22 protein-coding genes and 1 pseudogene are annotated in these 26,093 nt (G+C 45.4%); 8 read left to right on the plus strand and 15 right to left on the minus strand.

Translation table 11 applies throughout. The features are described from left to right. Positions 1-54 precede the first annotated feature (54 nt). The 6 genes from AC58QG_RS13330 to AC58QG_RS13355 form a co-directional block, all read right to left on the minus strand. The gene (locus AC58QG_RS13330; RefSeq protein WP_497362502.1) at positions 55-552 is read right to left on the minus strand and encodes a metallophosphoesterase family protein; all 498 of its coding nucleotides are present in this window, start codon (positions 550-552) and stop codon (positions 55-57) included. Between the two features lie 142 nt (positions 553-694). Further along, entirely contained in the window at positions 695-1,456 is a 762-nt protein-coding gene (locus tag AC58QG_RS13335; protein ID WP_497362503.1) for a DeoR/GlpR family DNA-binding transcription regulator, read from the minus strand. Between the two features lie 9 nt (positions 1,457-1,465). Continuing rightward, positions 1,466-2,968 carry a rhamnulokinase gene (gene rhaB, locus AC58QG_RS13340; protein ID WP_497362850.1) on the minus strand — a complete coding sequence of 501 codons (1,503 nt, stop codon included), beginning with the start codon at positions 2,966-2,968 and terminating at the stop codon, positions 1,466-1,468. After that, entirely contained in the window at positions 2,962-4,182 is a 1,221-nt protein-coding gene (gene rhaI, locus AC58QG_RS13345; protein ID WP_497362504.1) for an L-rhamnose isomerase, read from the minus strand. The genes rhaB and rhaI overlap by 7 nt, the downstream gene beginning before the upstream one ends. A gap of 28 nt (positions 4,183-4,210) precedes the next feature. Beyond that, positions 4,211-6,280: a bifunctional aldolase/short-chain dehydrogenase gene (locus tag AC58QG_RS13350; protein WP_497362505.1), complete on the minus strand. Its 2,070-nt coding sequence runs from the start codon at positions 6,278-6,280 to the stop codon at positions 4,211-4,213. Between the two features lie 606 nt (positions 6,281-6,886). Further along, on the minus strand, positions 6,887-7,522 hold the full coding sequence (locus tag AC58QG_RS13355; protein WP_497362506.1) for an SLOG family protein: 636 nt from the start codon (positions 7,520-7,522) through the stop codon (positions 6,887-6,889). Between the two features lie 248 nt (positions 7,523-7,770). Between AC58QG_RS13355 and AC58QG_RS13360 the strand changes: the two genes are divergently transcribed. Beyond that, the gene (locus AC58QG_RS13360; protein WP_056616729.1) at positions 7,771-8,205 is read left to right on the plus strand and encodes a methylglyoxal synthase; all 435 of its coding nucleotides are present in this window, start codon (positions 7,771-7,773) and stop codon (positions 8,203-8,205) included. A gap of 104 nt (positions 8,206-8,309) precedes the next feature. After that, positions 8,310-8,687, plus strand: a complete 378-nt coding sequence (locus AC58QG_RS13365) for a YmaF family protein (protein ID WP_497362507.1) — start codon at positions 8,310-8,312, stop codon at positions 8,685-8,687. 49 nt (positions 8,688-8,736) lie between these two features. Here AC58QG_RS13365 and AC58QG_RS13370 read toward each other — a convergent pair whose 3' ends face one another. Both AC58QG_RS13370 and AC58QG_RS13375 read right to left on the minus strand, forming a co-directional pair. Continuing rightward, a complete protein-coding gene (locus AC58QG_RS13370; protein ID WP_497362508.1) occupies positions 8,737-9,753 on the minus strand; it encodes a dienelactone hydrolase family protein in 1,017 nt (338 codons plus the stop codon). Between the two features lie 21 nt (positions 9,754-9,774). Beyond that, positions 9,775-11,061 (minus strand): Gfo/Idh/MocA family oxidoreductase, encoded by a 1,287-nt coding sequence (locus tag AC58QG_RS13375; protein WP_497362509.1) that lies wholly within the window; start codon positions 11,059-11,061, stop codon positions 9,775-9,777. 153 nt (positions 11,062-11,214) lie between these two features. On the opposite strand from AC58QG_RS13375, the gene AC58QG_RS13380 reads away from it, so the two are divergent. Next, positions 11,215-12,045 (plus strand): helix-turn-helix domain-containing protein, encoded by an 831-nt coding sequence (locus AC58QG_RS13380; protein WP_497362510.1) that lies wholly within the window; start codon positions 11,215-11,217, stop codon positions 12,043-12,045. Here AC58QG_RS13380 and AC58QG_RS13385 read toward each other — a convergent pair. Continuing rightward, positions 11,993-12,913 (minus strand): AraC family transcriptional regulator, encoded by a 921-nt coding sequence (locus AC58QG_RS13385; protein ID WP_497362511.1) that lies wholly within the window; start codon positions 12,911-12,913, stop codon positions 11,993-11,995. The two genes, AC58QG_RS13380 and AC58QG_RS13385, sit on opposite strands and share 53 nt — an antisense overlap. A 148-nt stretch (positions 12,914-13,061) precedes the next feature. Here AC58QG_RS13385 and yicI point away from each other — a divergent pair, with 148 nt between their 5' ends. Continuing rightward, a complete protein-coding gene (yicI, locus tag AC58QG_RS13390; protein ID WP_497362512.1) occupies positions 13,062-15,395 on the plus strand; it encodes an alpha-xylosidase in 2,334 nt (777 codons plus the stop codon). A gap of 602 nt (positions 15,396-15,997) precedes the next feature. Here the strand turns inward: yicI and uxaC are convergent. Both uxaC and AC58QG_RS13400 read right to left on the minus strand, forming a co-directional pair. Continuing rightward, positions 15,998-17,398: a glucuronate isomerase gene (gene uxaC / locus AC58QG_RS13395; protein ID WP_497362513.1), complete on the minus strand. Its 1,401-nt coding sequence runs from the start codon at positions 17,396-17,398 to the stop codon at positions 15,998-16,000. A 134-nt stretch (positions 17,399-17,532) separates the two neighbouring features. Further along, on the minus strand, positions 17,533-18,465 hold the full coding sequence (locus AC58QG_RS13400) for a VanW family protein (protein ID WP_497362514.1): 933 nt from the start codon (positions 18,463-18,465) through the stop codon (positions 17,533-17,535). 169 nt (positions 18,466-18,634) lie between these two features. On the opposite strand from AC58QG_RS13400, the gene AC58QG_RS13405 reads away from it, so the two are divergent. Then, entirely contained in the window at positions 18,635-19,867 is a 1,233-nt protein-coding gene (locus AC58QG_RS13405; RefSeq protein ID WP_497362515.1) for an aminopeptidase, read from the plus strand. A 63-nt stretch (positions 19,868-19,930) separates the two neighbouring features. Here AC58QG_RS13405 and AC58QG_RS13410 read toward each other — a convergent pair whose 3' ends face one another. The 3 genes and pseudogenes from AC58QG_RS13410 to AC58QG_RS13420 all read right to left on the minus strand — a co-directional run bounded on the left by AC58QG_RS13410 (position 19,931) and on the right by AC58QG_RS13420 (position 20,702). Beyond that, positions 19,931-20,071 (minus strand): hypothetical protein, encoded by a 141-nt coding sequence (locus tag AC58QG_RS13410; RefSeq protein WP_497362516.1) that lies wholly within the window; start codon positions 20,069-20,071, stop codon positions 19,931-19,933. A 32-nt stretch (positions 20,072-20,103) separates the two neighbouring features. Then, a pseudogene (locus tag AC58QG_RS13415) lies at positions 20,104-20,259 on the minus strand (CNNM domain-containing protein); the annotation flags it as partial. Between the two features lie 32 nt (positions 20,260-20,291). Next, a complete protein-coding gene (locus AC58QG_RS13420; protein ID WP_497362517.1) occupies positions 20,292-20,702 on the minus strand; it encodes an Asp23/Gls24 family envelope stress response protein in 411 nt (136 codons plus the stop codon). 336 nt (positions 20,703-21,038) lie between these two features. On the opposite strand from AC58QG_RS13420, the gene AC58QG_RS13425 reads away from it, so the two are divergent. From AC58QG_RS13425 to rocF, 3 genes are all read left to right on the plus strand, one after another. Then, a complete protein-coding gene (locus AC58QG_RS13425) occupies positions 21,039-21,365 on the plus strand; it encodes an ArsR/SmtB family transcription factor (RefSeq protein ID WP_497362518.1) in 327 nt (108 codons plus the stop codon). A gap of 168 nt (positions 21,366-21,533) precedes the next feature. Beyond that, on the plus strand, positions 21,534-23,279 hold the full coding sequence (locus AC58QG_RS13430) for a SulP family inorganic anion transporter (RefSeq protein ID WP_497362519.1): 1,746 nt from the start codon (positions 21,534-21,536) through the stop codon (positions 23,277-23,279). Between the two features lie 220 nt (positions 23,280-23,499). After that, entirely contained in the window at positions 23,500-24,411 is a 912-nt protein-coding gene (gene rocF / locus AC58QG_RS13435; RefSeq protein WP_497362851.1) for an arginase, read from the plus strand. A 59-nt stretch (positions 24,412-24,470) separates the two neighbouring features. Here rocF and AC58QG_RS13440 read toward each other — a convergent pair whose 3' ends face one another. Further along, complete coding sequence (locus AC58QG_RS13440; RefSeq protein WP_497362520.1) at positions 24,471-25,898, minus strand: aspartate ammonia-lyase; 1,428 nt, start codon at positions 25,896-25,898, stop codon at positions 24,471-24,473. Positions 25,899-26,093: the final 195 nt, after the last annotated feature.

The following is a 26,093-nucleotide window of genomic DNA, read 5'->3' on the forward strand; positions in this document are numbered from 1 at the left end:
CTCAGATGAGCCTATCGGGCTTTATTTACTGGATAACTATCGTGTCAATGCAGGCTATTGTTTCGAATCAAAATAGAAATGTTCAGCCTTCCATTGCTCCCCTAATTGGAGAATCCCATACGAGTAGCGAGGCTGTCTTCTTTTATCCGTAGGTGAACCAGGATTGAACATGATCGTCCCTTGAACATTTTGCAGGTACGGAATATGCGAGTGTCCAAAAATCACCATATCAGGCCGCTCAACTTCGAATGCTTCACGAGCTCTTACCTCTGTCGTTTTCCGGAAGCCATCCCCATGGATAAGTCCTACGCGGAAATTACCGAAGGTTAATAGTTTCTTTTTCCCAAACCTCTCCACAATGTCTTCACCATCATTATTACCAGCCACAGATTCACACGGCGCAATCTGCTCGACAAGCTCGATGACATGCTCACTTACCCAATCTCCTGCATGAATAATCAGATCGACACCTTGTAAGCCTGCTATAAGAGCATCGGGCAGCTTCTGTGCTTGATAAGATAAATGAGTATCTGCTATAACACCTATTCGCATCGCCTTTTTACTCCTTCCAACATCAATTAGTCGTTTAATGATATACTAGTCAGGAAAAGGTAGGAATGCAAATAAGTTATTGGGATTAGTAAGTCAGCATACAAACAGCCGCCCCACATCACGTGGGACGGCTGTTTGTATGCTAATCCAATTGGCGAACATGCACGCCTTTGTCGCGAATGCGCTCGAGCGCATCCTTGCTAGTAAGTCGATCCGTAATCACATGTTGAATGTCGGACCAATCTGCGACTTGTGTTAAGTCTTGCATGCCGAATTTACTATGGTCAGCCAGCAGATACGTTTCGTCTGCGATGCTGATCATTTTGCGTTTAATCAACGCTTGAAGCTCATTCGATTCGCTGATCCCTCGCTGCACGTGAACCCCTTTGCATGAGAGGAAAAGCTTATGCGCATGGTACATATCCAAGGATCTCTCCGATAAGGGACCCACGTAGGATAAAGACTTCGGAGAAAGCAAGCCGCCCGTGGAGATGACTTGAATCTTCTCTTTGCTGCTTACCTCCAAGGCCACCTTCATCGAATTGGTGATGATGGTAATCGCCATATCTGGAATCATTTTCGCCATATACCAAGCCGTAGTACTCGCATCGAGAATGATGCGGTCCCCCTCCTGAATATGTGAAACAGCTTCCTTCGCAATGCTATTCTTGAAATCCGCGTGAGCCGTCTCCCGCTCCATAAAAGGAACTTCGGTCTGCGCCTCCTTCACACTCACCGCACCGCCATGGCTGCGCATGAGCTTTCCTTCGGCTTCTAACCGATCCAAGTCACGTCGAATCGTTTCTTCCGTGACCTGACACAGCTCGCTTAGCTCGGTCACCCGAATACTTCCTCTTTCATTTACCAATTGAATGATTCTCTGCCATCTTTCCGCTACCAGCATCGTTACCCCTCATTTCACCGTCGATCGGGAGGCCACTTGACAAAACACTGCATACGCTGCCTGCCAACCCGCGCCATCCGCTGGATGATACGTTTTGACCGGGAACGAATTCCGAATCAGCTTCCTGGCTTCGCGCAAATTCGCGATATACCCTAGTGCTATCCATTGTACTACAAGGTTTCCTAAGGCACTACCCTCTACTGGTCCCGCCCATACCTCTCGCTGTGTAGCGTTCGATGTGAATTGGCAAAGCAGCTCATTTTGAATCCCGCCGCCAACGATGTGAAGACCGCGATATGTTTTACCAGAAAGCTGCTCTGTACGCTCCAAAATAAAGCGATATTTCAGCGCTAAGCTTTCCATGATGCAACGCACGATTTCACCATCGGTTCGAGGTACCGCTTGCTGCGTGTCACGACAATATTGCTGAATTTGTTTCGGCATATGTGCAGGGTTAAGGAACATATCGTCATCCGGATCGATGAAGAATTGGAATGGCTTCACGACTTCCGCTTGCTTCACAAGTTCAGCGAAGCTAGCTGTCTTGCCTTCCTTTTCCCACGTCCGCTTACATTCTTGAATGAGCCATAAGCCCATAATGTTCTTCAATAAGCGGTTCGTGCCGTACACGCCGCCTTCATTCGTGAAGTTCCACGCTAAGGCTTGTTCAGTGAGCACAGGCGCATTCGTCTCTGTACCTAACAATGACCATGTTCCACAGCTGAGGAAGGCAAAGTCATCATCTAGCGCAGGAACGGCTACAACGGCAGACGCTGTATCATGCTCGCCAACGGCGATCACAGGAATGGAAGGAACATCCAGTTCTTCACAAACAGCTGGACTCAGCGCACCTACTCGTGTTCCTGAAGCAACGGGTTTCAAGAAGATATCCGCTGGAAGCCCAAGCTCGCCAATTAGTTCCATGTCCCAGGTTAAGCTAGTCGCATTAAATAACTGAGTCGTCGTAGCATTGGTATATTCGCTATGCTTTTCACCTGTTAAGAAGTAACGCAGCAGGTCTGGAATCATTAGAAATGTTTCCGCTCTGCTCAGCAAATCGGGATTGCTTTTTTGGATCGCATAGAGCTGGAAAATGGAGTTGAATTGCAAAAACTGCAGCCCTGTTAGCGCATACAGCTTTTCACGTCCGACGATATCCATTACTTCGCTCATGATACCGTCCGTGTGATGATCCCTGTAATGATATGGATTCCCTAACAGCTCACCGTTTGCAGCCAATAGTCCGAAATCAACTGCCCATGAATCTATCGCCAAGCTTTCGATATTTGAATAACCCAGATGCTTTGTTTGTAAAATGCCTTGCTTCAGCTCGTGAAGCAACCGCAAAATGTCCCAGTGAAGGTGGTTGCCCACCTGCACCGGATCATTCGAAAAGCGGTGAATTTCCTCGATCGTTATCCGGCCCGCTTCAGAATCAAGACGTCCGACGATCGCTCTGCCGCTGCTTGCTCCCAAATCAAAGGCTAGAACAGTCGATGGGATACTCACCAGCTTGCACCGCCTTTGCCACGCGCGTTAATTTTCTCGTCGTAGCCGCTTGCCAAGTAAGCTTTCATTGGATCTGCTGGCACTCCCATGTCCTCACGAACCGCTTGAAGCAGAGGCGTAACATCGAATTCAAATGCTTTGCGAACCGCATCTTCGGCGCCCAAAACATCTTGATTCTCTTGCGCAGCCCTAACTTCTTCGAGGTTAATTAGAAGTGCTTTGGCATATTGCGTTTGTACGTTAAGTACGGAACGCAGCATCGCTGGGATTTTACGCTCGATATTATGGCTTTGGTCAATCATATAAGCGATATTATTGGCTGCTTGACGAATCTGTGGATTCTTGTCATTCGCTGCATCAATGATTTGGTAAAAAATTAGGAACAATTCATACGGATTCACAGACCCAACGATCAGATCATCATCCCCGTACTTGCGGGAGTTGAAGTGGAATCCACCTAGTTTATTTTCATCCAACAAGTACGTCACGATATGCTCGATATTCGTTCCTTGCGGGTGATGACCTGTATCAACAAGCACTTCTGCTTGAGGACCCAATTTGTTCGCCAAATTGAACGCCATACCCCAGTCAGCAAGATCTGTGTGGTAGAAAGCTGGCTCGTAGAATTTGTATTCGATCAACATGCGCATGCTTGGTGTCATAGCATTGTACATTTCTTTCAGTGACTCATACATCCATGCTTTACGCGCACGAATGTCCACTTGACCAGGGTAGTTGGAACCATCTGCGAACCATAAACTCAACACATCAGAACCCACAGTTTTGGCAATGTCTACGCACTCCAACAGGTGGTCCGTTGCTTTGCGACGAATCGCAGCATTCGAGTTCGTTACACTTCCGAAGATATAATCATCTTCTTGGAAAAGGTTCGGGTTTACCGCACCGATGGAAACGCCGAGATCCGAAGCATGCTGCTTCAGCTTTGCGTAGTCATCTACTTTATCCCATGGGATGTGGATCGCAACCGACGGGCAAACACCCGTCAGTTTGTGCACTTGCGCCGCATCTTCGAATTTCTCGAAGGGATTACGCGGTACGCCTGTTTGTTTGTAGACTTTAAAGCGTGTGCCGGAATCTCCGTAGCCCCATGAAGGTGTCTCTACTTTCAATGCTTTCAGCTTCGCTTTGACTGCTGCTATATCAATGCCTCTTAGGGCTTGTTGCTCTTCGAATAATGCGTAGGCTTTGTCGCTCATCGGTTTATTGCCTCCTAATATAGATGAATTAGCGCGTGAAGGCAGCAGGTACGCCACCATCAACAGTGATCATGCAACCTGTTGTTTTTGCTGCTTTGGATGATGCGAAGTACACGATTGCTTCTGCCACATCTTTCGGGAAAATGTTAACGAGCAATGTTGTTCTTTTACGGTAGTGCTCTTCCAGTTGATCTGGTTCGATTCCGTAAGCCGCAGCACGCTCATTGCGCCAGCCGGAGTTCCAAATCGCAGAGCCTTGTAGAATAGCATCAGGCAATACGGAGTTCACGCGAATTCCGAATTCGCCGCCTTCTGCCGCGATACAACGAGCCAAGTGAATCTCTGCCGCTTTTGCAGTGGAGTATGCGGACGCATTTTTCCCAGCGAATACGGAGTTCTTGGAGCCTACAAATACCATGCTGCCGCCAACTTTTTGTGTTTTCATAATTTTAAACGCTTCTCTGGCTACAAGGAAATACCCTGTGCTAAGAACGTTCATGTTCAGGTTCCACTCTTTAAGCGAAGTTTCGTCAAAAGGACTGGAAGTCGCAAGTCCAGCGTTATTCACGATAATATCGATTCCGCCGTAGCTAAGGATGGATTCACGGAACGCTGCCACTACTTCCTCTTCCTTTGTTACGTCCATGCGAACAGCAATTGCTCTGTTTTCGCCATATTGTTCGTTCAATTCAGTTGCAAGCTTCTGTGCACCTTCAAGATTCAGGTCAGCCAATACAACATGCGCGCCATCTCTCAAGAATTGACGAGCTGTTACGCTTCCGATTCCGCCCGCGCCGCCAGTGATGAACGCGATTTGACGGGAGAATTCAGCTTCTGCAGGAGCCAATGTTAATTTATAAAGTTCAAGAGGCCAGTACTCAACATTATAGGATTCATTTTCGCTTAAGGAAACGAACGTTCCAAGAGCTGTAGCGCCTCTCATAACGGAAATTGCACGGTGGTAAAGCGCGCCGCTAATTTGTGCCATTGCCCAGCTTTTACCTGTGTTGATCATCCCGATACCAGGAATAAGGATAACACGCGGAGCTGCTTCATTGATAACGTCGCCTTCATTTTTGTTACGGTCAAAATAAGCTTTGTACTCTTCTTTGTATGCTTCGATACCGGCTTTCAAAGCTTCTGTTAAGCTTGCTGCGTCACCAGTTGTCGGATTCCAGTCGATATATAGTGGCTTCATTTTCGTATGAACAAGGTGATCTGGACAAGCTGCTCCTACTTGGGAAAGAACAGCAGCTTCGCGGCTATTTACAAATTGAAGCACATCGTCTGCACTGTCAATGGTGAGGATCATTTTCTTCTCGTTGCTAACTGCACCGCGTACGATCGGAAGAACTTGAGCCAATAGTTCGCTGCGAGCTTCAACGCTAAGGGATTCGTATTTGGAACCGCCGTATAGGTTTGCTTCGTTCACGCGAGCTTCGATGAAGCTTGCTGCCTCATTGATGATGGCAATTGTTTTCAAGTAGCTTTCTTCGGACGTTTCGCCCCAAGTCACTAAACCATGCTTCTCCATAAGCACAAGCTCAGCTTTTGGATTGTTGCGAACGCCTTCAGCGATCATTTTGGAAAGTGTAAAGCCAGGACGTACATAAGGTACCCACACGAAACGGTCGCCGTAAATTTCTTTCGCAAGCTCACGTCCATTGTGTGCGCAGCAGAGCGAGATAATCGCATCCGGATGTGTATGGTCAACGTTCTTGAATGGTAAGAAAGCATGTAAAAGCGTCTCAATGGAAGCACGCGGATGTTTGCTGTCGATCATACAGTTTGCAAGGTAAGCAACCATTTCTTCATCGGACATTTCGTCACGCTCGATCAAAGGACGAATATCTTCCATGCGAAGACCTGTGAAATTCTTTGCTTTCATCGTGCCAAGGTCGGAACCGCTTCCTTTGACCCACATCACTTCAACATCGCGACCACGGAAATCCTTCTCGATTGTTTTGTAAGAGGTGTTGCCGCCGCCCCAGTTACATACAGCGCGATCCGTGCCTAATAAATTAGAACGATAAACAATTTCCTCTACGCCTTTCGATACAGCATTTGCTTTTGATGCTTCCCATAAATTCGCAACCATTTAAGTACCCTCCTAAGTTTTACATCCCATGAGTATGTGTTTGTTTTTGATGGTTTCATCGTAACACATCTTTGTTTATTTTTGAATCATTATTTTTATGTTTGTTTTCTTGTGGGAAAAGTAGGTTCCTAATGGTAGCAAATGTGTTATTTGTTTTGTTTTCGATTGTCTTTATCTTTGTTTGTCTTCCTTTATAATTCTGAAAATGAAGAAAAGAGCTGCTGTAAGGGGGTTAACCCTGAGCGCAGCCCTATGATTCATTGCATTGTCAGCTTTCATGGCTCTCATTTCATTAATAACTGGAAAAACTCCAGTTAATTCTCGGACTATCTGCAAGTTCGAACCATTAACTGGAAAAGCTACAGCTAATTTCAGCCGAGACCGCTGATATCAGCTATTTACATAAAAATAACATCATAAATTCCATTTAATTCTCGAAATTGGCTCCAAACCACAGAATTAACTGTAGAAATTCCATTTAAGTTGCTCGATGGGGAGTTAGAGTGGCAAGTGGCCGGCAGGGGAACCGCTAGAGGGGAAATTAACAAACACAAATAAAAGTGGCTGCCTCAAGGTTTACAACCCATCCAGTCCAGCCACTTCCCGTTAGATATCATCATCGTAATGCCATTTATCTCCGCCGCTACTGTTACTGTTCGATTCGCCTGGCAGGTCATCCTGCATGTCACCAGGGTAATCCCCCGGTTCATCCTCAGCTACATTTTGCAAATCAAAAGCATTGATCGTCATAATCGGATACGTATGATTCGCCGCGATTTGAGCTGCCTGGAGCTTCATAAACTTCGGAGAGCCTTCTGTCTCTTCATCATAGACAAGCAAGATGCCATCTGAGTTGCGCAGGAGAAACTTGTCCCGCTCCTTGAACTGCCACGGTCCCTCATACTTGGTCTTCGTTACACTGTTCACGTAATTAGCACGCTGCATAACGCTCGCATAGCAGCCTTTCTTATCATCGCTCCATTTCTCTTCCTGCTCCAGAAAAGGAGTAATCACTGCTAGCTTCAATTCTGGATGCGTGCTCTCTCTCAGTTCAAGCACAGCCTCTGCCGCCCACAGCTCTACGCCCCATTGACCACTGACGACAACCCATTCAAGTCCATCATCCAATAAGGCGATGAGCCGCTTTTGAATTGCTTTTTTAATTATGGGAATGCCAGGATGCTTCAACGAGAATATCCCCAGCTCATTCGCCTTATAACCTGTAATAAGTACTCGTTTCAAGGAACTCACCCCTTGTTGATTATCCTAACAGGTTAGCATAGTTAGATCTAATAAGGAAGATTCAAACACCGCACCTCTATTATGTTAGAAAATGTGACACAATTGTTAATATTTGCGAATCAAAGACAACTAAATGACTGAATTTTTCAAAATAATGATTGAAATTAATAAAATTTTAAGTTAATCTGTACTCACACTCACATCAACGTCAGATTATATTACATATAAAATAAAGAGGCGGAGAGAAAATGAATATTGCACTTGTCGCGCATGATGTTTACAAGAACTTGCTCGTGGACTTTGTCATTGCTTATAAGCATATTTTCCAAAAGCACCAGCTTTATGCTACAGGTACTACAGGAAGAAGAATTAGTGAAGCCGCCAAGCTCGATGTCATTCGCTTGCGCTCAGGTCCATTTGGCGGGGATCAGCAGATCGGCGCGATGATTGCGATGGATGATATTGACTTACTTATCTTTTTTCGCGATCCGATCTCTGCATTGGGGCATGAACCCGATATTACAGCCCTCCTTCGCCTCTGTGATGTTCAACAAATCCCCCTTGCTACTAATCTAGGTACCGCAGAAATGTTGATTAGAGCCATGGAAAACGGCTTCCTCTCCTGGCGGGAAGAAATACGCAAATATGATTCTCCACGACTGAATGGTACAGAAAACAAATAATGCCCGGATTCGCTAATTTTCGCATTTGCAAGCCATTTGACCAAGCCAGTCCACTATGATTTGCATATCTTAATATCATCTCTTATTGAAAGGATGATAGAAATATGGCAAGAATCAAGCAAGGATCCGGCGGGTCCGTACAGTTCAGACATCGCATGGAGGGCTTAACGTCACGTGTAGAGAACCATCGGCATTCCTTTGGTAATTTAAGTGATATTGTAATCCCAGAGGATGGCAGACACCGCCACACCTTCCAAGGCATTACGACTACTGCTGACGGGCATCGTCATTCCTATTCTGGCCGTACTGGCCTCAACATCGGTACTGGACCGAACCATTTTCATCGTTTTCAAATTTCAACTAACATTGCAGATGGACATCGCCACATCATTTCCGGAAGAACAACAGGTGTCATTCGTCTTGGAGTCGTGGTTGGACACAAATTGATTATTGAGAGTATCGTCCGTCAAAGCGTAAAATAAATGACAAAAAAGACTACTGAACCATGTTCAGTAGTCTTTCTATTTATATTTACAAATTTTTAACCAACCATGGATACGCCTGACTCCCATTTACTTCATGCGCACCTTCATAGAGATGTACACCTAATCGCTCACTAGCGCTAACATCCGCATACACTTGTTTCAAATAGGCGACGGCCGTTTCCACGGTTTCAATTGGAAATATGGGGTCCCGTCTACCCGAAGCAATGAATAAAGGGCGCGGTGCAAGTAAACCGATCAATTCAGGAAGCTCTGCGTAGTTAAGCGCACTTGGCAGGTAGTTGTCGATACAATGGCGCATAGCCATAATACTGCCTTTGAATGTATTCGTAAACGCACATAGAACCGTAGCCTGGATGCGCTCATCCAAAGCGGCGGTATACGCAGCGAGCAGCCCGCCCCCTGAGAAGCCGAAGCACCCGATTCGACTAGCATCTACCTCGTCACGCGATACCAAATAATCGAGCGCTCGCATCGCTTCTTGTACACGCAGTCCAGCCAATGATAGTCCATATAGTAAAAGATGGGAGGCTAGCGTCTGACAAGACGAATTGCCGACTTGCCCATCACGTTGGTCAGCTTCCAACCGCCGATCACCGAACCCAATGATTTCCGGAACGACAACTACGAAGCCTCGTCTCACCATTTCCAAGGCATAGTTCCCATGGAGATCCGGCGCCCCTATATGGGCAGTGCCATCAGCTCTCAGACCAACGATCTGTCTGCTGCCAAAACCATGCCCGTGCAACGCGAGTACGGCAGGTAATTTTCCCGATGCTCCTTTGGGCAGCAGCACATAACAAGGAACTCGAAAACCCCACATCGTACCGAATTCAATTCGTTCACGAATGTGATCACCCAGCTCCACACGTTCAAGAAGAACAGGACGAAGCTCGTCCTGCCCTTCCATTGGCACTGCTAAGGAACTCGCCAATCGCTTTTTCATTTGATCCTTCGTCAGTTCTGCCCATTCCGCACGCTGCTGCTCGCGTTTCAGTGCGAAGGAATGGTAGAGCTTCTCCATGCTAGCATCCGGATTCCACATGCTTCTTTCCTCCGTCAAATCTTAAAATTTAACGAGCTTATCAACAGCAACCGGTTGCCCTGTACGTAGTGAGATATTTCCAGCAATACCTGTTAGAATCGACATCGCTCCGTCCACATGCGAAGCTGCACGATTGAAACGGTCATCAGATGGCTTATCAAAGATATCTTTCAACAACACAGGATCTCCGCCGCCGTGACCGCCAACACCTTCTTCGATTTCCACTTCATACGGTGCCGCAAACATCGGGAATACAGTAATCGTTTTTGCTTTCAATGCACCCTCATCTGCTTTTTCACCGCCGGAGTTCACGTAGGATTTCTCGACAACTTTCATTTCAATACGTCCCTTGCTGCCGTTAATATTCACATTGAAGCCTTCCCAAGGTAAATACGCATTCAGGGAATAAGTAAGAATCGCTTTGTTTTTATATTTCACCATCACACCCATTGTATCTTCGATGGAGATTCCGTCACCAAACACGCTTTGATCACGTTGATAACCATCCTCATGCTCAGCGTCCAAATATAACCCTTTCAGATTCGGATTGCTGTCCAGATGCAACGCAAAAGGATCCTCTTTCGCATACGCATTCCCTGTTGCACGTTGATAAAACTTTGTTTCTCCACGCTTCTCGGCATTGGCTTTCCCGTAGAACATCAAGTCACCCATAGCAAAAACCGTCTCAGGCTGTGTCCCTAACCAGAAGTTAACGAGATCAAAATGGTGGGTCGACTTATGCACGAGCAAGCCGCCACCATTGCGTTTATCGCGATGCCATCTGCGGAAATAATCGGCACCATGCTCCGTATTTAGCAACCATTCGAAATGGACAGAGTGCACATCGCCAATCGTTCCATCCATAATTAACTCACGAATTTTCGTATTATGTGGCGCGTAACGGTAGTTAAAAGTCACGCGAAGTTGTTTGCCTGTCCGTTTGATCGCATCAAGAATTTCTTGGCATTTCTCTTCATCAACTGTCATCGGTTTCTCTGAAATAACATCGCAACCGAGCTCCATCGCTTTGATAATGTACGTGTGATGCGTACGGTCAACTGTTGTTACAATAATCGCGTCCGGCTTTTCTTGACGAATCATTTCTTCGAATTGGTCAGCCTTATACGTAGGAACAGCATGATATTCATACTTCGTAGCAAGCAAGTCATTCGTAAAATTCATGCGTGTTTGATTAATATCACAAATCGCAACTAGCTCCGATGTATCTTGAAAATCCTTCACCATAGAACCATAGAAGAATTCAGCGCGTCCTCCGGTACCTACAATCGCATAACGTGTTTTTTTCATTTGGTCACCATGCCCCTCTCGATTAAAAACCTTAACAAGCCTTACAGCAAGATTAATACAATATTTGTTGCGTTTCTAATCAAATATTACTTAATCACTTTATTTCCTTGCATATATTGCTGTAAAATAGAACAGATATTGAGAATCAGAGAGGTGTCCACGTTGATTCATTACGAGATTGAACGACTGCGCAGGGAGCAATCCTACTCCATGCCAGTAAATCATTTTCATGACCATTACGAAATTTATTATTTGCTCAGTGGCAAACGTTACTATTTCATCCAGGATCGCTCTTATTTGATGCAAGAGGGTGATCTCGTTTTTATCAATAAAAATAAACTTCACAAAACGCTCGACGCCAATACGATGCCGCATGAACGTATTTTATTGAGTTTCAATGACACCTGGATCAGTGCGGCAGTTCATGATAATCATGAACTCGCGTTGGCTCCTTTTCGGCAAAAGCAAATCATTTTCTCACTATCAGGTGCGAATCGTACACTCGTCGAGAATCTTCTCTTTAGCTTAATACGCGAACAGCAGCAAGGCCAAAAAGGCTGGGAGCTGAATAGCAAAGCGCTGCTCACGCAATTACTCGTCTTTTGTACACGGCTGATTGATCAGCAAGGTCCTACGGAAGAGCACCCGCAGGCACATAATCCCAAAATTTTTGAGATTGTCAGCTTTATCAATGAACATTTCCAGGAGCGACTCAGTTTGGCGTCCATTTCAGAGAAATTCCATATAAGTCCCAGCTACTTCTGCCGTTCCTTCAAGGAAACAACCGGTTTCTCCTTCGTCGAGTACTTGAATAACATCCGTATCCGTGAAGCACAGCGGCTGCTGAGGGAGACGAAGCTAAAGGTCATTCACATCGCCGAGCAAGCCGGATTCGATAGTGTCGCTCACTTTGGGCGGGTATTCAAGCAAGTTACTTCGCAAACGCCTTTGGAATGTCGGAAGATGATGCATCTCGGGCTGTAACCATTTTCCGATATTCCGTCGGTGTCATCTGTTTAAGCGCCTTAAACGTTTTGATAAAATAACTAGGGCTCTCAAAGCCCACCTCACTGGCTACATCAATAATTCGGATCTTGGGATCTTCCAGACACTTCATCGCTTTCTCGACTCGATAAAAGTTGAGATATTCGATGGGTGTCTTTTTGACGATCGCTTTGAAAAAGCGACAGAAATGCCCCTCACTCATTGGTATCAAGGAAGCCAGCTCTGGAATGAGAATGCGCTCTTGATAATGCTCATGCATATAGTAGAGCACCGGCTTAATTCGCTCGATTTTGCCTGCTTGCGAGGAGCTGCGCGGCAGATCCGAAGACGGGTCACCGTGTGGCAGCAATACGGCAAATATAGCGAGCAAATCCGCTTTTATTTTCAACTCATAGCCTAACGGCGTCTCCTCATATTGCTTGATAATGTCCATTAATAGTGTCAGAACCTCTTGTTCCCAGTTATCCTTTGAACGATAGAGACCAGGCAGGATCAATCGTTGTTCGATCCACGGTTGCATGTATTTCCTTTGGATGACATCGTAAGCACTGCTGCTGAGCAGCTGAGGGTCGAATACAACCGCGTGAAAATACGCAGGTTGTTCATTCAAAGGATAACAGGCATGCAGCTGCCCGCTTGGAATGAGCAAGGCTTCACCTTGCAGCAGTTCTGTCATGGACGAGCCTATATAGAAGGATGCGCTCCCTTCTGTCATATAGATGAATTCGATTTCTTCATGCCAATGATAGTTGAAGAACACGTCATTTACTTTTTCAACACGGTACACACTCAGCGGAAACATGAGATCACCATGAATTCGTCCTTCATGCAAGTTTTCCAAATTCATTGATCCAGGCCTCCTAATATCAAAATTGTTATATATGAATGTCAGCATTCTGCAAGACAAATATACCATACTATTAGTATTATTTTGTTATACATGAATTCACTTTATCAATATCGTTATATGATTCGATGACGAGGAGATGGCAACATTGAAATTTAGTGATGGTCAATGGATGACACGTAAGGAATATCAGATTATTAGTCCTGTTGAAGTACATGATGCCTATACAACCGATCATTCGCTTACCCTATTCGGTCCGCCTAAGCCAATCATCGACCGTGCCGGTGAGCTGGATACGCCTCTTATTGAAGTGAAATTGTCCTCTCCAATCAAGGATGTCATTCGCGTGCAAATTTTTCATCATAAAGGTAAAAAACAAGTCGGACCTTATTTCTCGATTAATACCGATGAGGGGCATGCAGTTCACATTGAGACTAATCAACTAGAAGCAAGCTTAACCAGCGGCAGCCTGCGCGCAAGCATTCGAAGAGACCAGCCCTGGCATCTGCAATTTGATTATAAGGGGCGTAAGCTTACTTCCAGCGGATTCAAACACATGGGCTACGTGCTCTCAGATCACGGAACCACATATGTCAGAGACCAGCTTGATCTTGGCGTTGGTGAAAACGTTTACGGACTTGGCGAGCGATTTACCTCTTTTGTCAAAAATGGTCAGAGCGTTGATATTTGGAACCGCGATGGCGGAACCAATTCTGAGCAGTCCTATAAAAACATTCCTTTTTATGTAACCAATAAAGGGTATGGTGTCTTCGTCAATCATCCTGAGAACGTTTCCTTTGAGGTTGCCTCCGAGAAAGTATCGAAAGTGCAATTTAGTGTGGAAGGCGAATACTTGGAGTATTTCCTTATTGGCGGCGCTAATTTGAAAGAAGTCCTTGGCAATTACACGACGTTAACCGGAAAGCCTGCCCTGCCGCCAGCTTGGACATTCGGTCTCTGGCTAACGACTTCCTTCACGACGAATTACGATGAGTCTACGGTTACCAGCTTCATTGATGGGATGGCGGAGCGTGAACTGCCACTGCACGTTTTCCACTTCGATTGCTTCTGGATGCGCGAATTCCATTGGTGTGATTTTGAATGGGATACACGGATTTTCCCTGAGCCCGAGAAGATGCTGCAGCGCCTCAAAAACAAAGGTTTGAAAATTTGCCTGTGGATTAATCCATATATTGCACAGCGATCACCGATGTTTGAGGAAGGCATGGCGGATGGCTACTTACTGAAACGACCAAACGGCGATGTGTGGCAGTGGGATATGTGGCAGCCAGGTATGGGGATCGTTGATTTTACGAATCCTGCCGCGTGTGAATGGTATGCTGGAAAGCTGAGGAAGCTCGTGGATATGGGGGTTGATTCCTTCAAAACCGACTTCGGCGAGCGCATTCCGACCGATGTTGTGTATCATGACGGTTCTGATCCTGTTAAAATGCATAACTATTATACGCATCTGTATAACAAAGTCGTCTTTGGCGTGCTGGAAGAGAAGCTTGGCAAAGGTGAAGCTGCCTTGTTTGCCCGTTCTGCAACAGCTGGAGGACAGCAGTTCCCTGTACACTGGGGTGGCGATTGTACAGCCACGTACGAATCGATGGCCGAAAGCTTGCGAGGCGGCCTGTCCTTAGGACTTTCTGGCTTCGGATTCTGGAGCCATGATATCGGCGGCTTTGAAAGTACTTCCAGCACAGACCTATACAAGCGTTGGGCGGCATTTGGCCTGCTATCCAGCCACAGTCGCCTGCACGGCAGCCGCTCATACCGAGTTCCGTGGATGTACGATGACGAAGCTGTGGATGTATTGCGATTCTTCACTAAGCTCAAAAGCAAATTGATGCCTTATATGTTCCAAACGGCTGTTGATGCCACCCAACTGGGATTGCCGTTCATGCGTGCAATGGTACTCGAATTCGCCAAAGATCCAACTTGTGATCACCTAGATCGGCAGTATATGATCGGGGATTCGCTTCTCGTTGCACCGATCTTCGACGAGTCAGGTATTGTCTCCTATTACTTGCCTTCCGGTACGTGGACACATTTCTTGACCGGGGAGAAAGTCGAAGGAAGTCGTTGGTTCAAGGAGCATCATGACTACATGAGCATCCCACTGCTCGTTCGATCGAACACGTTACTAGCGGTCGGGACAGTTGATGCGAAGCCAGACTACGATTACACAGCCCACAGCGAGTTCCATCTATTTGAGCTGGAAGACGGACATGAAGCCGTTTCCCGTGTGTATCATCCGACAACGAAGGCTGAGCTTGTACTTACCGTTACGCGCAGCGGAAATGTCCTTCAAGCCGCAACATCCGGCGAGGTTGCGGCTAGTGGCCATGCATGGAGTATCGTGCTTAGAGGCGCCTTCTCGACTCCTCAGGTGGAGAATGGTACCGCAGCTTCACATGAATTCGGCGTGCGAATAACCGCTGACGATGCAAATACAGCAGTACGTATAACCTTCTAATATGACATCCAATGGCTTCCCTTTCACGATTTTATCGTTGTGAAGGGGAAGATTTGCTTCTATCCGTTATCCTGAATACGAAAATCACAGACTGAGTAGTGTAGTTGCAAGGTAATGATGGCGGAGGCTGTTCGGTACGGGATGAAAGGACCATTGGGTCGGTTCTTTGCAGCTAGGCTTCATTTAACTGGAAAATGTACAGCTATATTGGAGAAAACACCTCGGAATGCGATCTAGATGGAAAATATGTAGTTAATACAGCTGGTTTGATCCATGCCGAGTCGGATGTGAGAAATTAACTGTAGAAAATACAGCTATTGCTCATGAGTAGCCAATTTAGGAGAAATTAACTACAGAAAATCCATCTATTTTAATAGTGAGTCTGTCTAGTGGTGATTCTGCAAACCAGAGAGTCCGAACAACATGTTGCAAGTAACTCATCAAATCGATCGCGCGCAAGTAGCTAATCTCCACTAGGGCGGTGTCCCAGTGTTCAAAAGTAGAGGGACACCACCAACCACTCACCCCACTCACCCCGCCGCGGCAACCTGCCAAATAAAAAAACCTTCGTGCAAGCTCTCGCTCACACAAAGGTTTGTCACTTAAAATCCGAAATATTGCTTCGCATTGTTGTACGAAATGCCTTGAACCAATTGCTTCAACAGCTGCTCGTCATTCGGGAACTCGCCTGCTTCCACCCATTCACCGAACATGTTGCACAGAATACGGCGGAAATAATCATGACGCGTGTAGGACAAGAAGCTGCGCGAGTCTGTTAGCATACCCACGAAGCGTCCAAGCAAGCCGAAGTTACCTAGCGACTTCATTTGGGAGATCATGCCATCGCGCGTATCATTGAACCACCATGCTGCGCCTAGTTGGATTTTTCCTGCGATGCCGTCTCCTTGGAAGCTGCCCATCAAGGAAGCGAGGATTTCATTATCGCGCGCATTCAAGGAGTACAAAATTGTTCTTGGCAGCGAATCCGCTACAGCCAGGGATGACAACAAGCCAGTCAATGCGCCTGCTACTGGGCTGTCACCGATGGAATCAAAGCCTGTATCCGGTCCAAGCTTAGCAAATGCCTGTCCATTATTGTTTCGGGAAGCGTTGATATGGTATTGCATCGCCCAATCCAGCTTCTTATAGATGCCGCCTAGGAATAATAGCGTGTATGCTTTGTATTTCTTCTCGTCTTCTAAGCTAACCGGCTGACCAGCAAGTCCAGCAGCGAAGATCGCGTCCACTTCTTCTTTCGTCCCTACCGCAAATGGCACATAATCCAATGCATGGTCAGAAACTTTACAACCTACGGAATCAAAGAAAACCGCGCGGCTTTCTAATCCTGCTAATAGGTCATCGTAAGTACGAATCGGAGTACCTGTAGCTGCTTCTAATTGCGCAATCCATGGAAGGAACGTCGCGCGATTGATTTCTAGTGCTTTGTCCGGACGGTAGGAAGGCAATACTTGCGTATCGAAACCTTCAATGTCTTTAATTTTGATGTGGTATTCCAAAGAATCCACAGGATCGTCAGTTGTACAAATGACCGTTACTTTGGAATTTGTGATCAGATCTCTAGCGCGTGATCCACCTTCAGCCAGCTTTGCGTTCACTTTCTCCCAAATTGCTGGTGCATTCTGCTCATTAATGATATCGTACACACCGAAATACGTTTGAAGCTCCATGTGGGACCAGTGGTACAACGGATTACCAATGGCCATAGGCAGCGTGGAAGCCCATGCTACAAAGCGATCATAATCACTCGCTTCACCCGTAATCTTGGACTCGTCGATACCATTGGCACGCATCATCCGCCATTTGTAGTGGTCGCCATATAACCAAGCTTCCGTAATGTTGTTAAACTGTTTATTTTCATAAATTTCCTTAGGACTTAAATGGCAGTGATAGTCAATAATCGGCAATTCTTTGGCATATTCATGAAAAAGATGTACTGCGGTTTCATTCGTAAGTAAGAAATTCTCATCTAAAAACGTTTTCATAAAGCGATTTCCACCCTTCTCAAGCTGAATGATCTGCCCTCTATATTAGCAAAAGATCAGCTCGAAAATCTTGCGATTTCGTGCTTTTATTTCATAAAATATGCATATATTGACCTCCAGAAAAGCCCCCAACGCTATGGGAGCTGTTTGCCTACATTCGAATTCGTTTCAATTTCCTCTGGAATGGCTTCGGTTGCACCCGGTACATGGCGTGCTTTGAAATTAATAAGCTCCGAAGATGTAATACTGATTTGGACCCGGCCAGGCAACGTGTGCGCTCGAATTAAGATTGGCTGATTATAATCGTTTCTAAAACTAAAATCAGGCCCGCCCCAATTGACTGTCGCATCTCTTCCATGCGGTACATAGGGCACCGATCGGCTGTGCGAATACCTTTCAATAATGGTGAGGCCCGCTCGGTCTACAGCATTAAATAGCGTTGAGGATATTTGACAAATGCCACCGCCAATCCCCTCTGAGAATTCCCCTCTTACAATAATCTTAGCAGGCATATACCCCCTGTTTGGTGTTCGAACGCCGACTACCCGATTAAAGGAAAACGTCTCATTCGGTTGCACGACATAATTATTTATCGCTTGAGAGGCTAGTTTGAGATTCGTTACTCGATGTGTATTGCGCGAATTAAAATAGGTAACATAATAGCCGATTGGACGGACGCGTATGCTGGCAAGCAGTTCACTGTCTACTTTGGGATACATAGTCTGAAGCGGCAGATCCACCTTCATCGGTCCTTCTGCATAGAATTGCGCATAAAATTGATTGAGAAAAGCACGACGATTCAGCCTTACTCCCGCGACCTCTTTCACAATTCCCCCGCCATCATTAATACTGGCATTTATTGGTTTTCGATAAATCGACTTGTCAATCTGCTCCGCAAGACGGTCTAATTTCTGTGTGTCAACCATAGGAACGTCAAGAAGATGCAGCGTGTACGGTTCCCTCTGGATCTGGGCCATCCGTCCGCCATCCGAATTTTCTGATAGTTGAAATGTCATTTCTTTGGGCTGGGCAAGCAGCAGCAAGCCCAATAGCCATTCATAGCGCATGAACGCAATTCACCTCCTGCACCTAGTGTAAACAAATGTAAAAATTCCATTCAATGTAAACACAGATACATTTTGAAAAAGGATCATCTCAGACGGTAAAATTTATTTGACAGTCGGCGAGTAGAGCGATAAACTTCAAGCAAGACGTAGAAAAAGGAGGATTTTTCTAATGACTTTTGAACAAAATCTCGAGAAATATGCAGAGCTGACGGTACGCGTTGCTCTCAACATTCAATCCGGTCAATCGCTTTGGATTAATGCGCCCATTCAGCACCCCGAATTCGTACGACTCATTTCCCGCAAAGCCTATGAAGCTGGTGCTAAGCATGTACATATTGAATGGCAGGATGAAATCTGCACACAAATCCGCTACATACATGCGCCGGAGGAAGCTTTCAACGAGTATCCAACTTGGCGCGCGCAAGCACTAACAGAATTAGCTGAGATCAATGGCGCTTATTTATGGATCGATGCCGATAATCCTGAGCTGCTGAAGGATGTGGATCCTGCTCGTATTGCTGCAAATGGCAAAGCGGCGGGTCCTAAGCTAGTCAAATGGCGTGAATACATGTCCTCTTACAAAATGACATGGTCCATCATCGCAGCACCTTCACTCGCTTGGGCACAGAAGGTATTCCCTGATCTGGAAGATCAGGCAGCGGTAAGTGCCTTGTGGGATGCAATCTTTGAAGCCACCCGCGTACATCAAGAAAATCCTGTACAAACGTGGCAGGATCACAACGCTACTCTCCGCAGCAAACGTGAACAACTAAATGAGAAGCAATTCCATAAAATTCATTACCGTGCGCCTGGCACTGAACTTACAGTTGAACTTCCACCTCAGCACATCTGGCGAGGCGGTTCCGCAACGAATGAAACGGGTGGCTTCGATTTCAACCCGAACATCCCGACAGAGGAAGTGTTCATTTCCCCTAATCGTTTAGGAACGAACGGAACTGTCCGCAGCTCTAAGCCGCTTAGCTACCAAGGAAGCTTGATCGATAACTTCTCGATCACCTTCGAGCAAGGCCGCGTCACACACTATACGGCAGAGCAAGGCTTTGAATCGCTGCAAGCGATGATCGAAATGGATGAAGGTGCACATTTCCTAGGTGAAATCGCGCTTGTACCGCATGTGTCCCCTATTTCGAACACCAATCTAATCTTTTTCAACACACTCTATGACGAAAATGCTTCAAATCATTTGGCCCTCGGCAGAGCCTTCCCTACTTGTATCGAAGGCGGCACGAAGATGACCAAAGAGGAGCAGCTTCAAGCTGGATTGAATGACAGCCTCATACACGTTGACTTCATGATCGGCTCCGCTGACATGGATATTGACGGCGAACACGCAGACGGCACCATGGAACCGATCTTCCGCAAAGGAAGCTGGGCATTCTAATACAAAAAAGGCTCGGATTGTAGGTAACAAACTACGCTCCGAGCCTTTTCAATTAAGACTTATCTATTTTCTAATAATCTCCATTCTTCGAATTCGATTCGTGTCGCGTTCACGCACGATGAATGTCAAGTCTTGAAACAGCCATTCTTCACCGATTTGCAGCTCTGAGTTCGTACTGTACAGCCATCCACCAATAGAATCCACGTTCTCGTCTTGAATATCGAGTTCCAATATTTGGAGGTAACCGTTTGAACAGCTAGTGCATTTTTCTTGCCTTCCAGAACCATTTGATCGACACGGCTTGGATGAATTCGAATAACTGCAAATTCTGTCGCTACAAAAAAAGCGGTAAGTACAATCAAAACTGCAATTAAAAATAGATTGATAAACATGGTGACCTTCTTTCAGAGAGTAGTTTACAAGATTATCTCTCTTCGCCGAACTTATCAATATTTGCAAAACTTAGTAATTTTGTTTTCTCAATTCCATCTTTCTTAATTGCTAAGCTTTCTACCTTTACGTGTACCCCCACAACATCAAGCCCCGTTAAACTTTCGACATCTCCCCTAACGTTTTCTTGAAGATCAAGGCATACCCCCTGAATATGAGTACCGTAATGGACAATGACTCGAAGATGGATGGCCACTTTCGACTCCATAACCTCGACAACCACGCTTTTTTTCGCATTTTTTTCATTTAGGCGCTTAGTAAAGCCCTTGGAGAGTCCGCCTGACATTGAAGCAACACCGTCTGATCTTAGCGCGGCGAACGCAGCTATAGTTGAAATAACATCGTCTGAAATGCGTATTACGCCAGATGGCGATTTCTCGGACATATGGATCACTCCCTATTTTCAATGCTTTTTAGTGTCTGTTGAAATCCATGAAAGTCTTTAATTAAGTAATTAAGCCTCTTTAACTATTGCTTCGCGATATCCGAAGTTTTAGCAAATTCAATCTCATCGATTAGTTCATCCAACTCAGATCAACCCTTATATCCATATTTTTAAATAACAATATATTTGATTTTTTAGATATTACTAATTAATACTATAACTGAAAAGTAATAAGAAACGCAAAGGCTTTTGAAACTTGCTTCCATCCTTTCCGGTTTGTGATATGATAATTCTATATATTCAAATGTTCGAATATGAATTGTAGGGGAGAACGTTATGTATCAAGAAATACAGCATTTTAAAGCCGATTTTTTCAAGGCGTTAGCACACCCATTGCGTATAAGAATTCTTGAGGTTTTGGTCCAAGGCGATAAAAACGTAAATGAGATACAAACCATATTGGGCAGCGAAGGTTCTGCCGTTTCACAACAGTTAGCCGTATTAAGAAATAAAAATGTCGTCCGCGGGATTAAAGATGGAACCTCTGTGATTTACTCTCTGACAGACCCATTAATTAAAGACTTGCTTGTTGTTGCCAAACAGATTTTCGACAATCATCTTGTTAATGCTATTTCCATGTTAGAAAATATAAAAAATCAGTAAATGATTCTATTTTCACAAAAAGGAGTGAATCGGGTCCATTGTTCTCGATTTATATCCTTTTTTTGTTGTGATTTCTTAGTAGAAATATCAAATTGACACCCGTTTGTTTTAGATATATGATTTTATATATATTCAAATAATCAAATATTTAAGTTGGTGATATTCGATATGAAACTTTCATTTAGAGGCAGATTCCAAGGTTACAATAGAAAAAAATTCCAAAAAGACTTGGTTTCAGGTCTGATTGTAGGAATTGTCGCCATTCCCTTAGGAATGGCGTTTGCAATTGCTTCAGGTGTAAAGCCTGAGTACGGGTTATACACGACTTTTGTAGCAGGCATCCTCATTTCATTATTCGGTGGTTCCAAGTTTCAAATTGGCGGTCCGACAGGCGCATTTATCCCCATTCTCTTCGCGATTGTTATGCAGTATGGGTACGAAAACTTGCTTATCGCAGGTTTTATGGCTGGCGTCTTGTTGTTATTCATGGGGATATTCAAATTAGGTGGCGTCATTAAATTTATTCCACGTCCTGTCACGATCGGCTTTACCACAGGAATTGCCGTTACTATCTACACAGGACAAATCGCCAACTTTCTTGGCTTGCATGATCTCCAAAAGCATCAAGAATTTCTTTCCAATATGAAGGAATTAGGCATTCACATTTCAACAATTAATATGTACAGTGTTCTAACTGCAGTGATTTGTCTGATTCTTATTCTTCTCACACCACGCCTGTCTTCAAAAATTCCTGGCTCCTTGGTAGGCTTGCTGATTTCCGCAGTTGTCGCATCCCTCTTCTATCCAGACAAAGTTGCAACCATCGGTTCAATCTACGGCGCAATTCCGAATAGCTTGCCTAGTGTACATTTCCCTGCACTCACCCTAGAACGTATCCAATTTCTAATAAAGCCCGCTCTTGTCATCGCAATGCTTGGCGGAATTGAATCGTTGCTTTCTGCCGTAGTCGCTGACGGATTGTCCAGAACAAGGCATAACAGCAACCGGGAATTGATTGGTCAAGGTATCGCGAATATGATAACGCCGTTGTTTGGAGGTATCCCTGCGACCGGGGCTATTGCCCGAACGGCAACGAATATAAAGAGCGGTGCGGAGTCTCCTTTCTCCGGCGTCTTCCACGGTATTGTGGTGCTGCTGGTCTTGCTGATATTTGCTCCCTACGCTTCAATCATTCCGCTTGCAAGCATGGCGCCGATCTTAATGGTCGTTGCTTGGAATATGAGTGAACGCAAAGAGTTCGCTCACGTCTTAAAAACCAAAACTGCGGAGTCAGCTGTTTTGCTTATTACCTTTCTACTAACTGTGTTTACGGATCTAACCACCGCAGTCGAAGTTGGATTACTTTTGTCTGGCATCATTTTTGTGAAACATATGAGCGACTTGCTCAGTACTGCCAAGGTCTTGCCCAACCCGTCTGATAAGCATGAACACGTAGCCGCACATATCGTTACTGAACAGCATAATTGTCCTCAAATTAGTATCTACACCGTGGAAGGCGCTTTATTCTTTGGGGTTGCCAGTGCGTTTGAGCAATCCATTATGGCAGAAATCAATACTAACCCCAAAGTATTACTACTGAAAATGGGGAATGTCCCCTATATGGACACAACAGGGGCAGCCCATTTATCATGTATTCTCAAACACTTTAACGAGCACGGTTGCACCGTCATCATTTCCGAAGTACAAAACCAACCACGCCAGATGATGATAAAAACCAGATTGGACGCTTACATTGAACAGGAACACTTTTTCGATAAAACAGGGGATGCCGTTAACCTTGCCTTAACGAAACTTAACCACTCGCTATGTCTGGGGTGCAAGCACTTTGCATTCCGTGAATGCCAACACCTGTCTGACCCGAGGGTTATTAACGTTCGAACGCCCTTTGATTGATTAACGATTTCAAAAACAACCAAGCTGGACGCAGATGCGGCTGGCTTATTTGTTATTATTACCCCACACAAAAAAGGATTTTCCCAAACGAACAAAGAAAACATAGCTTCATATAGTAAAGAAGGATGGTTACATGAAGATTGCGAATGTTAGTCAAAGGAGCGAGGGCCCGAGGATTTATTGTCTAGTCATCCAATCAAAAGGAGTTGATCCGATGAGTATCAAACCGAACATCGCTGCAATCAGTGTCAACTTTGATCTGGGGGCAGGTCGCCGTGGTGCAAGTCATGGACCTAAGGCTATTTTTGAAGCAGGATTACTTCACGAGCTGCAGCAGTTAGCTTATACCGTAGATCATGTTGCTGATCTTCGTCTTGTAAATGACACAGCAACTCCCTTAGATGCACAAGTGGATTCACGCAACCTCAATTATTTCCCTGAAGTCATAGAGATTAATACCCAACTCGCCGAACAGGTTTCTCAGGTTGTTAGCCAAGGCAATTTCCCACTCATTATCGGTGGCGATCATAGTATAGCGATTGGCACAATTGCAGGGTTATCCTCTCACTATTCGAACCTCGGGGTCATCTGGATTGATGCCCATTCTGACTTAAACACACCGGATACAAGCCCTTCAGGCAATATACATGGCATGTCGCTTGCTGTCAGCATGGGAATCGGGCATCCCTTGTTAACCGATATCAAGGGAAAGAACCCGAAGGTGAAGCCGGAGCATATCGTTCTCATCGGGGCCCGCTCTCTGGATGAGGGAGAGAAGAAGCTGATTCGCTCGCTGGGAATCAAATGCTTTACCATGTATGATATTGACCGCAAGGGCATGGCCCATGTGATGCAAGAAGCCATTGATTATATTAAACCCAAAACGGATGGCGTTCATCTCAGTTATGATGTGGACTCCGTGGATCCGATTGAAGCGCCAGGAACGGGGACTGCTGTCAAAGGCGGGCTTCATTTCCGTGAAGCTCATCTCGCCGTCGAGATGCTGCATGAAGCAGGGATTGTGACTTCCGCTGAATTTGTTGAGGTAAATCCATTACTGGATGACAGTAACAAAACCTCACAACTAGCCGTAAGCCTCATTAGCTCCTTATTTGGTGAGCAAATACTTTAATAACCAAATACCCCCACTCTGTCAACAGAGATGGGGGTATTGTTATGTGAGCACCTGTGTTAGTCTGCTGGTCGAAGCAATCTATCGCCTGCTATGCCAGGCGTAGTCATTTGAATCGGATTCAGAATTTCTTCGATCTCCTCTTGCGTGAGAAGACCTCTTTCTAAGATGAGTTCCTTCAATGTGAGGCCTGTACGAACCGCCTCTTTCACAAGCTGCGCGGCAACCTCGTAGCCCAAATGAGGGTTGAGCGCTGTGACAATTCCGAAGCTTTGTTCCACATAATTCTTACAGCGCTCGCGGTCGGCCTCCAAGCCCTCAATGGCGAAGCGCTCAAATACGCTTGCTGCGTTGCGTAATATTTTTAGTGACTGCAAGAGATTAAAGGCTAAGACTGGCCCCATTACATTCAACTCGAATTGTCCCGCTTCACAAGCTAGACAAATCGTATGGTCATTCCCGATGACTTGGAAGGCTACTTGATTCACGACTTCCGGCATCACGGGGTTTACTTTGCCCGGCATAATCGAAGAACCAGGCTGTCTTGGCGGCAGCTTCAGTTCACCTAGCCCAGCGCGAGGTCCAGAAGCCATCATGCGAATATCATTGCAAATTTTCGAGAGGTTCACAGCACATACTTTCAAAGAAGCAGACAATTCCGTGTAGGCATCCATATTTTGGGTCCCATCGACCAGGTGCTCCGAGATCTCGACTGGAATTCCCACAGCGCCTTTCAGATGAAACATAACGCGTTCTACATACTCTGGCTTCGCATTAAGCCCCGTTCCTACGGCAGTAGCCCCCATATTAACGATTAATAGCCCACGCATCGCCTGCTTGATTCGATTAACATCACGCAGCAACACGCGCGCATAAGCGCCAAATTCTTGTCCCATTCGAATAGGCACGGCATCCTGTAGATGGGTTCGGCCCATTTTGATCACATCATCAAACTCAATTTCTTTCCGTGCAAACGCACTTTGCAAAGAGCTTAATGCTTCTATTAACTGCTCCGATAAGCGGTAAGCTGCTATTTTAATCGCGGTTGGAATTACATCATTTGTTGATTGCGACATATTCACATGATTGTTAGGGTTACAGTGAAAATAACTCCCTTTTTGCTCACCTAACACCTCTAAGGCCCGATTCGCCAACACTTCGTTCATATTCATATTAATGGAGGTACCTGCTCCGCCTTGAATGGAATCGACGATAAATTCCTCTACGAGACGTCCTTGGCTTACTTCTTCAGCTGCTTGTACTAAAGCCTCACCAATCTTCTTAGGCAGCATGTGGGTATCCATATTCGCAAGTGCGGCAGCACGCTTCACTTCAGCAAGCGCCGTAATTAACTCCACATGAATTGTAACACCTGTAATCGGGAAATTCTCAATTGCTCTCATCGTTTGAATGCCATAGTAGGCATGAGAAGGGACTTGCTTTTCACCTAAAAAGTCTTTCTCAATGCGAAAAGTCATCGGAACCATCCTTTACCACTTCATATTTCATTCCCTAAGCTTCCATGGAACCCATCGTGGCATCTAGCCCACTATCGTGGTTATTTTTAGCTTAAAAGTCAGGGATATGCACGGTCAGACTAATTTGAATAGCCTTACCTATTAATCAATTATATACTTAGGATGTCATCGTACGCTAATCCTAGAATACAATGAAGTACACCT

The sequence above is a fragment of the Paenibacillus sp. J22P169 genome (assembly GCF_059691995.1).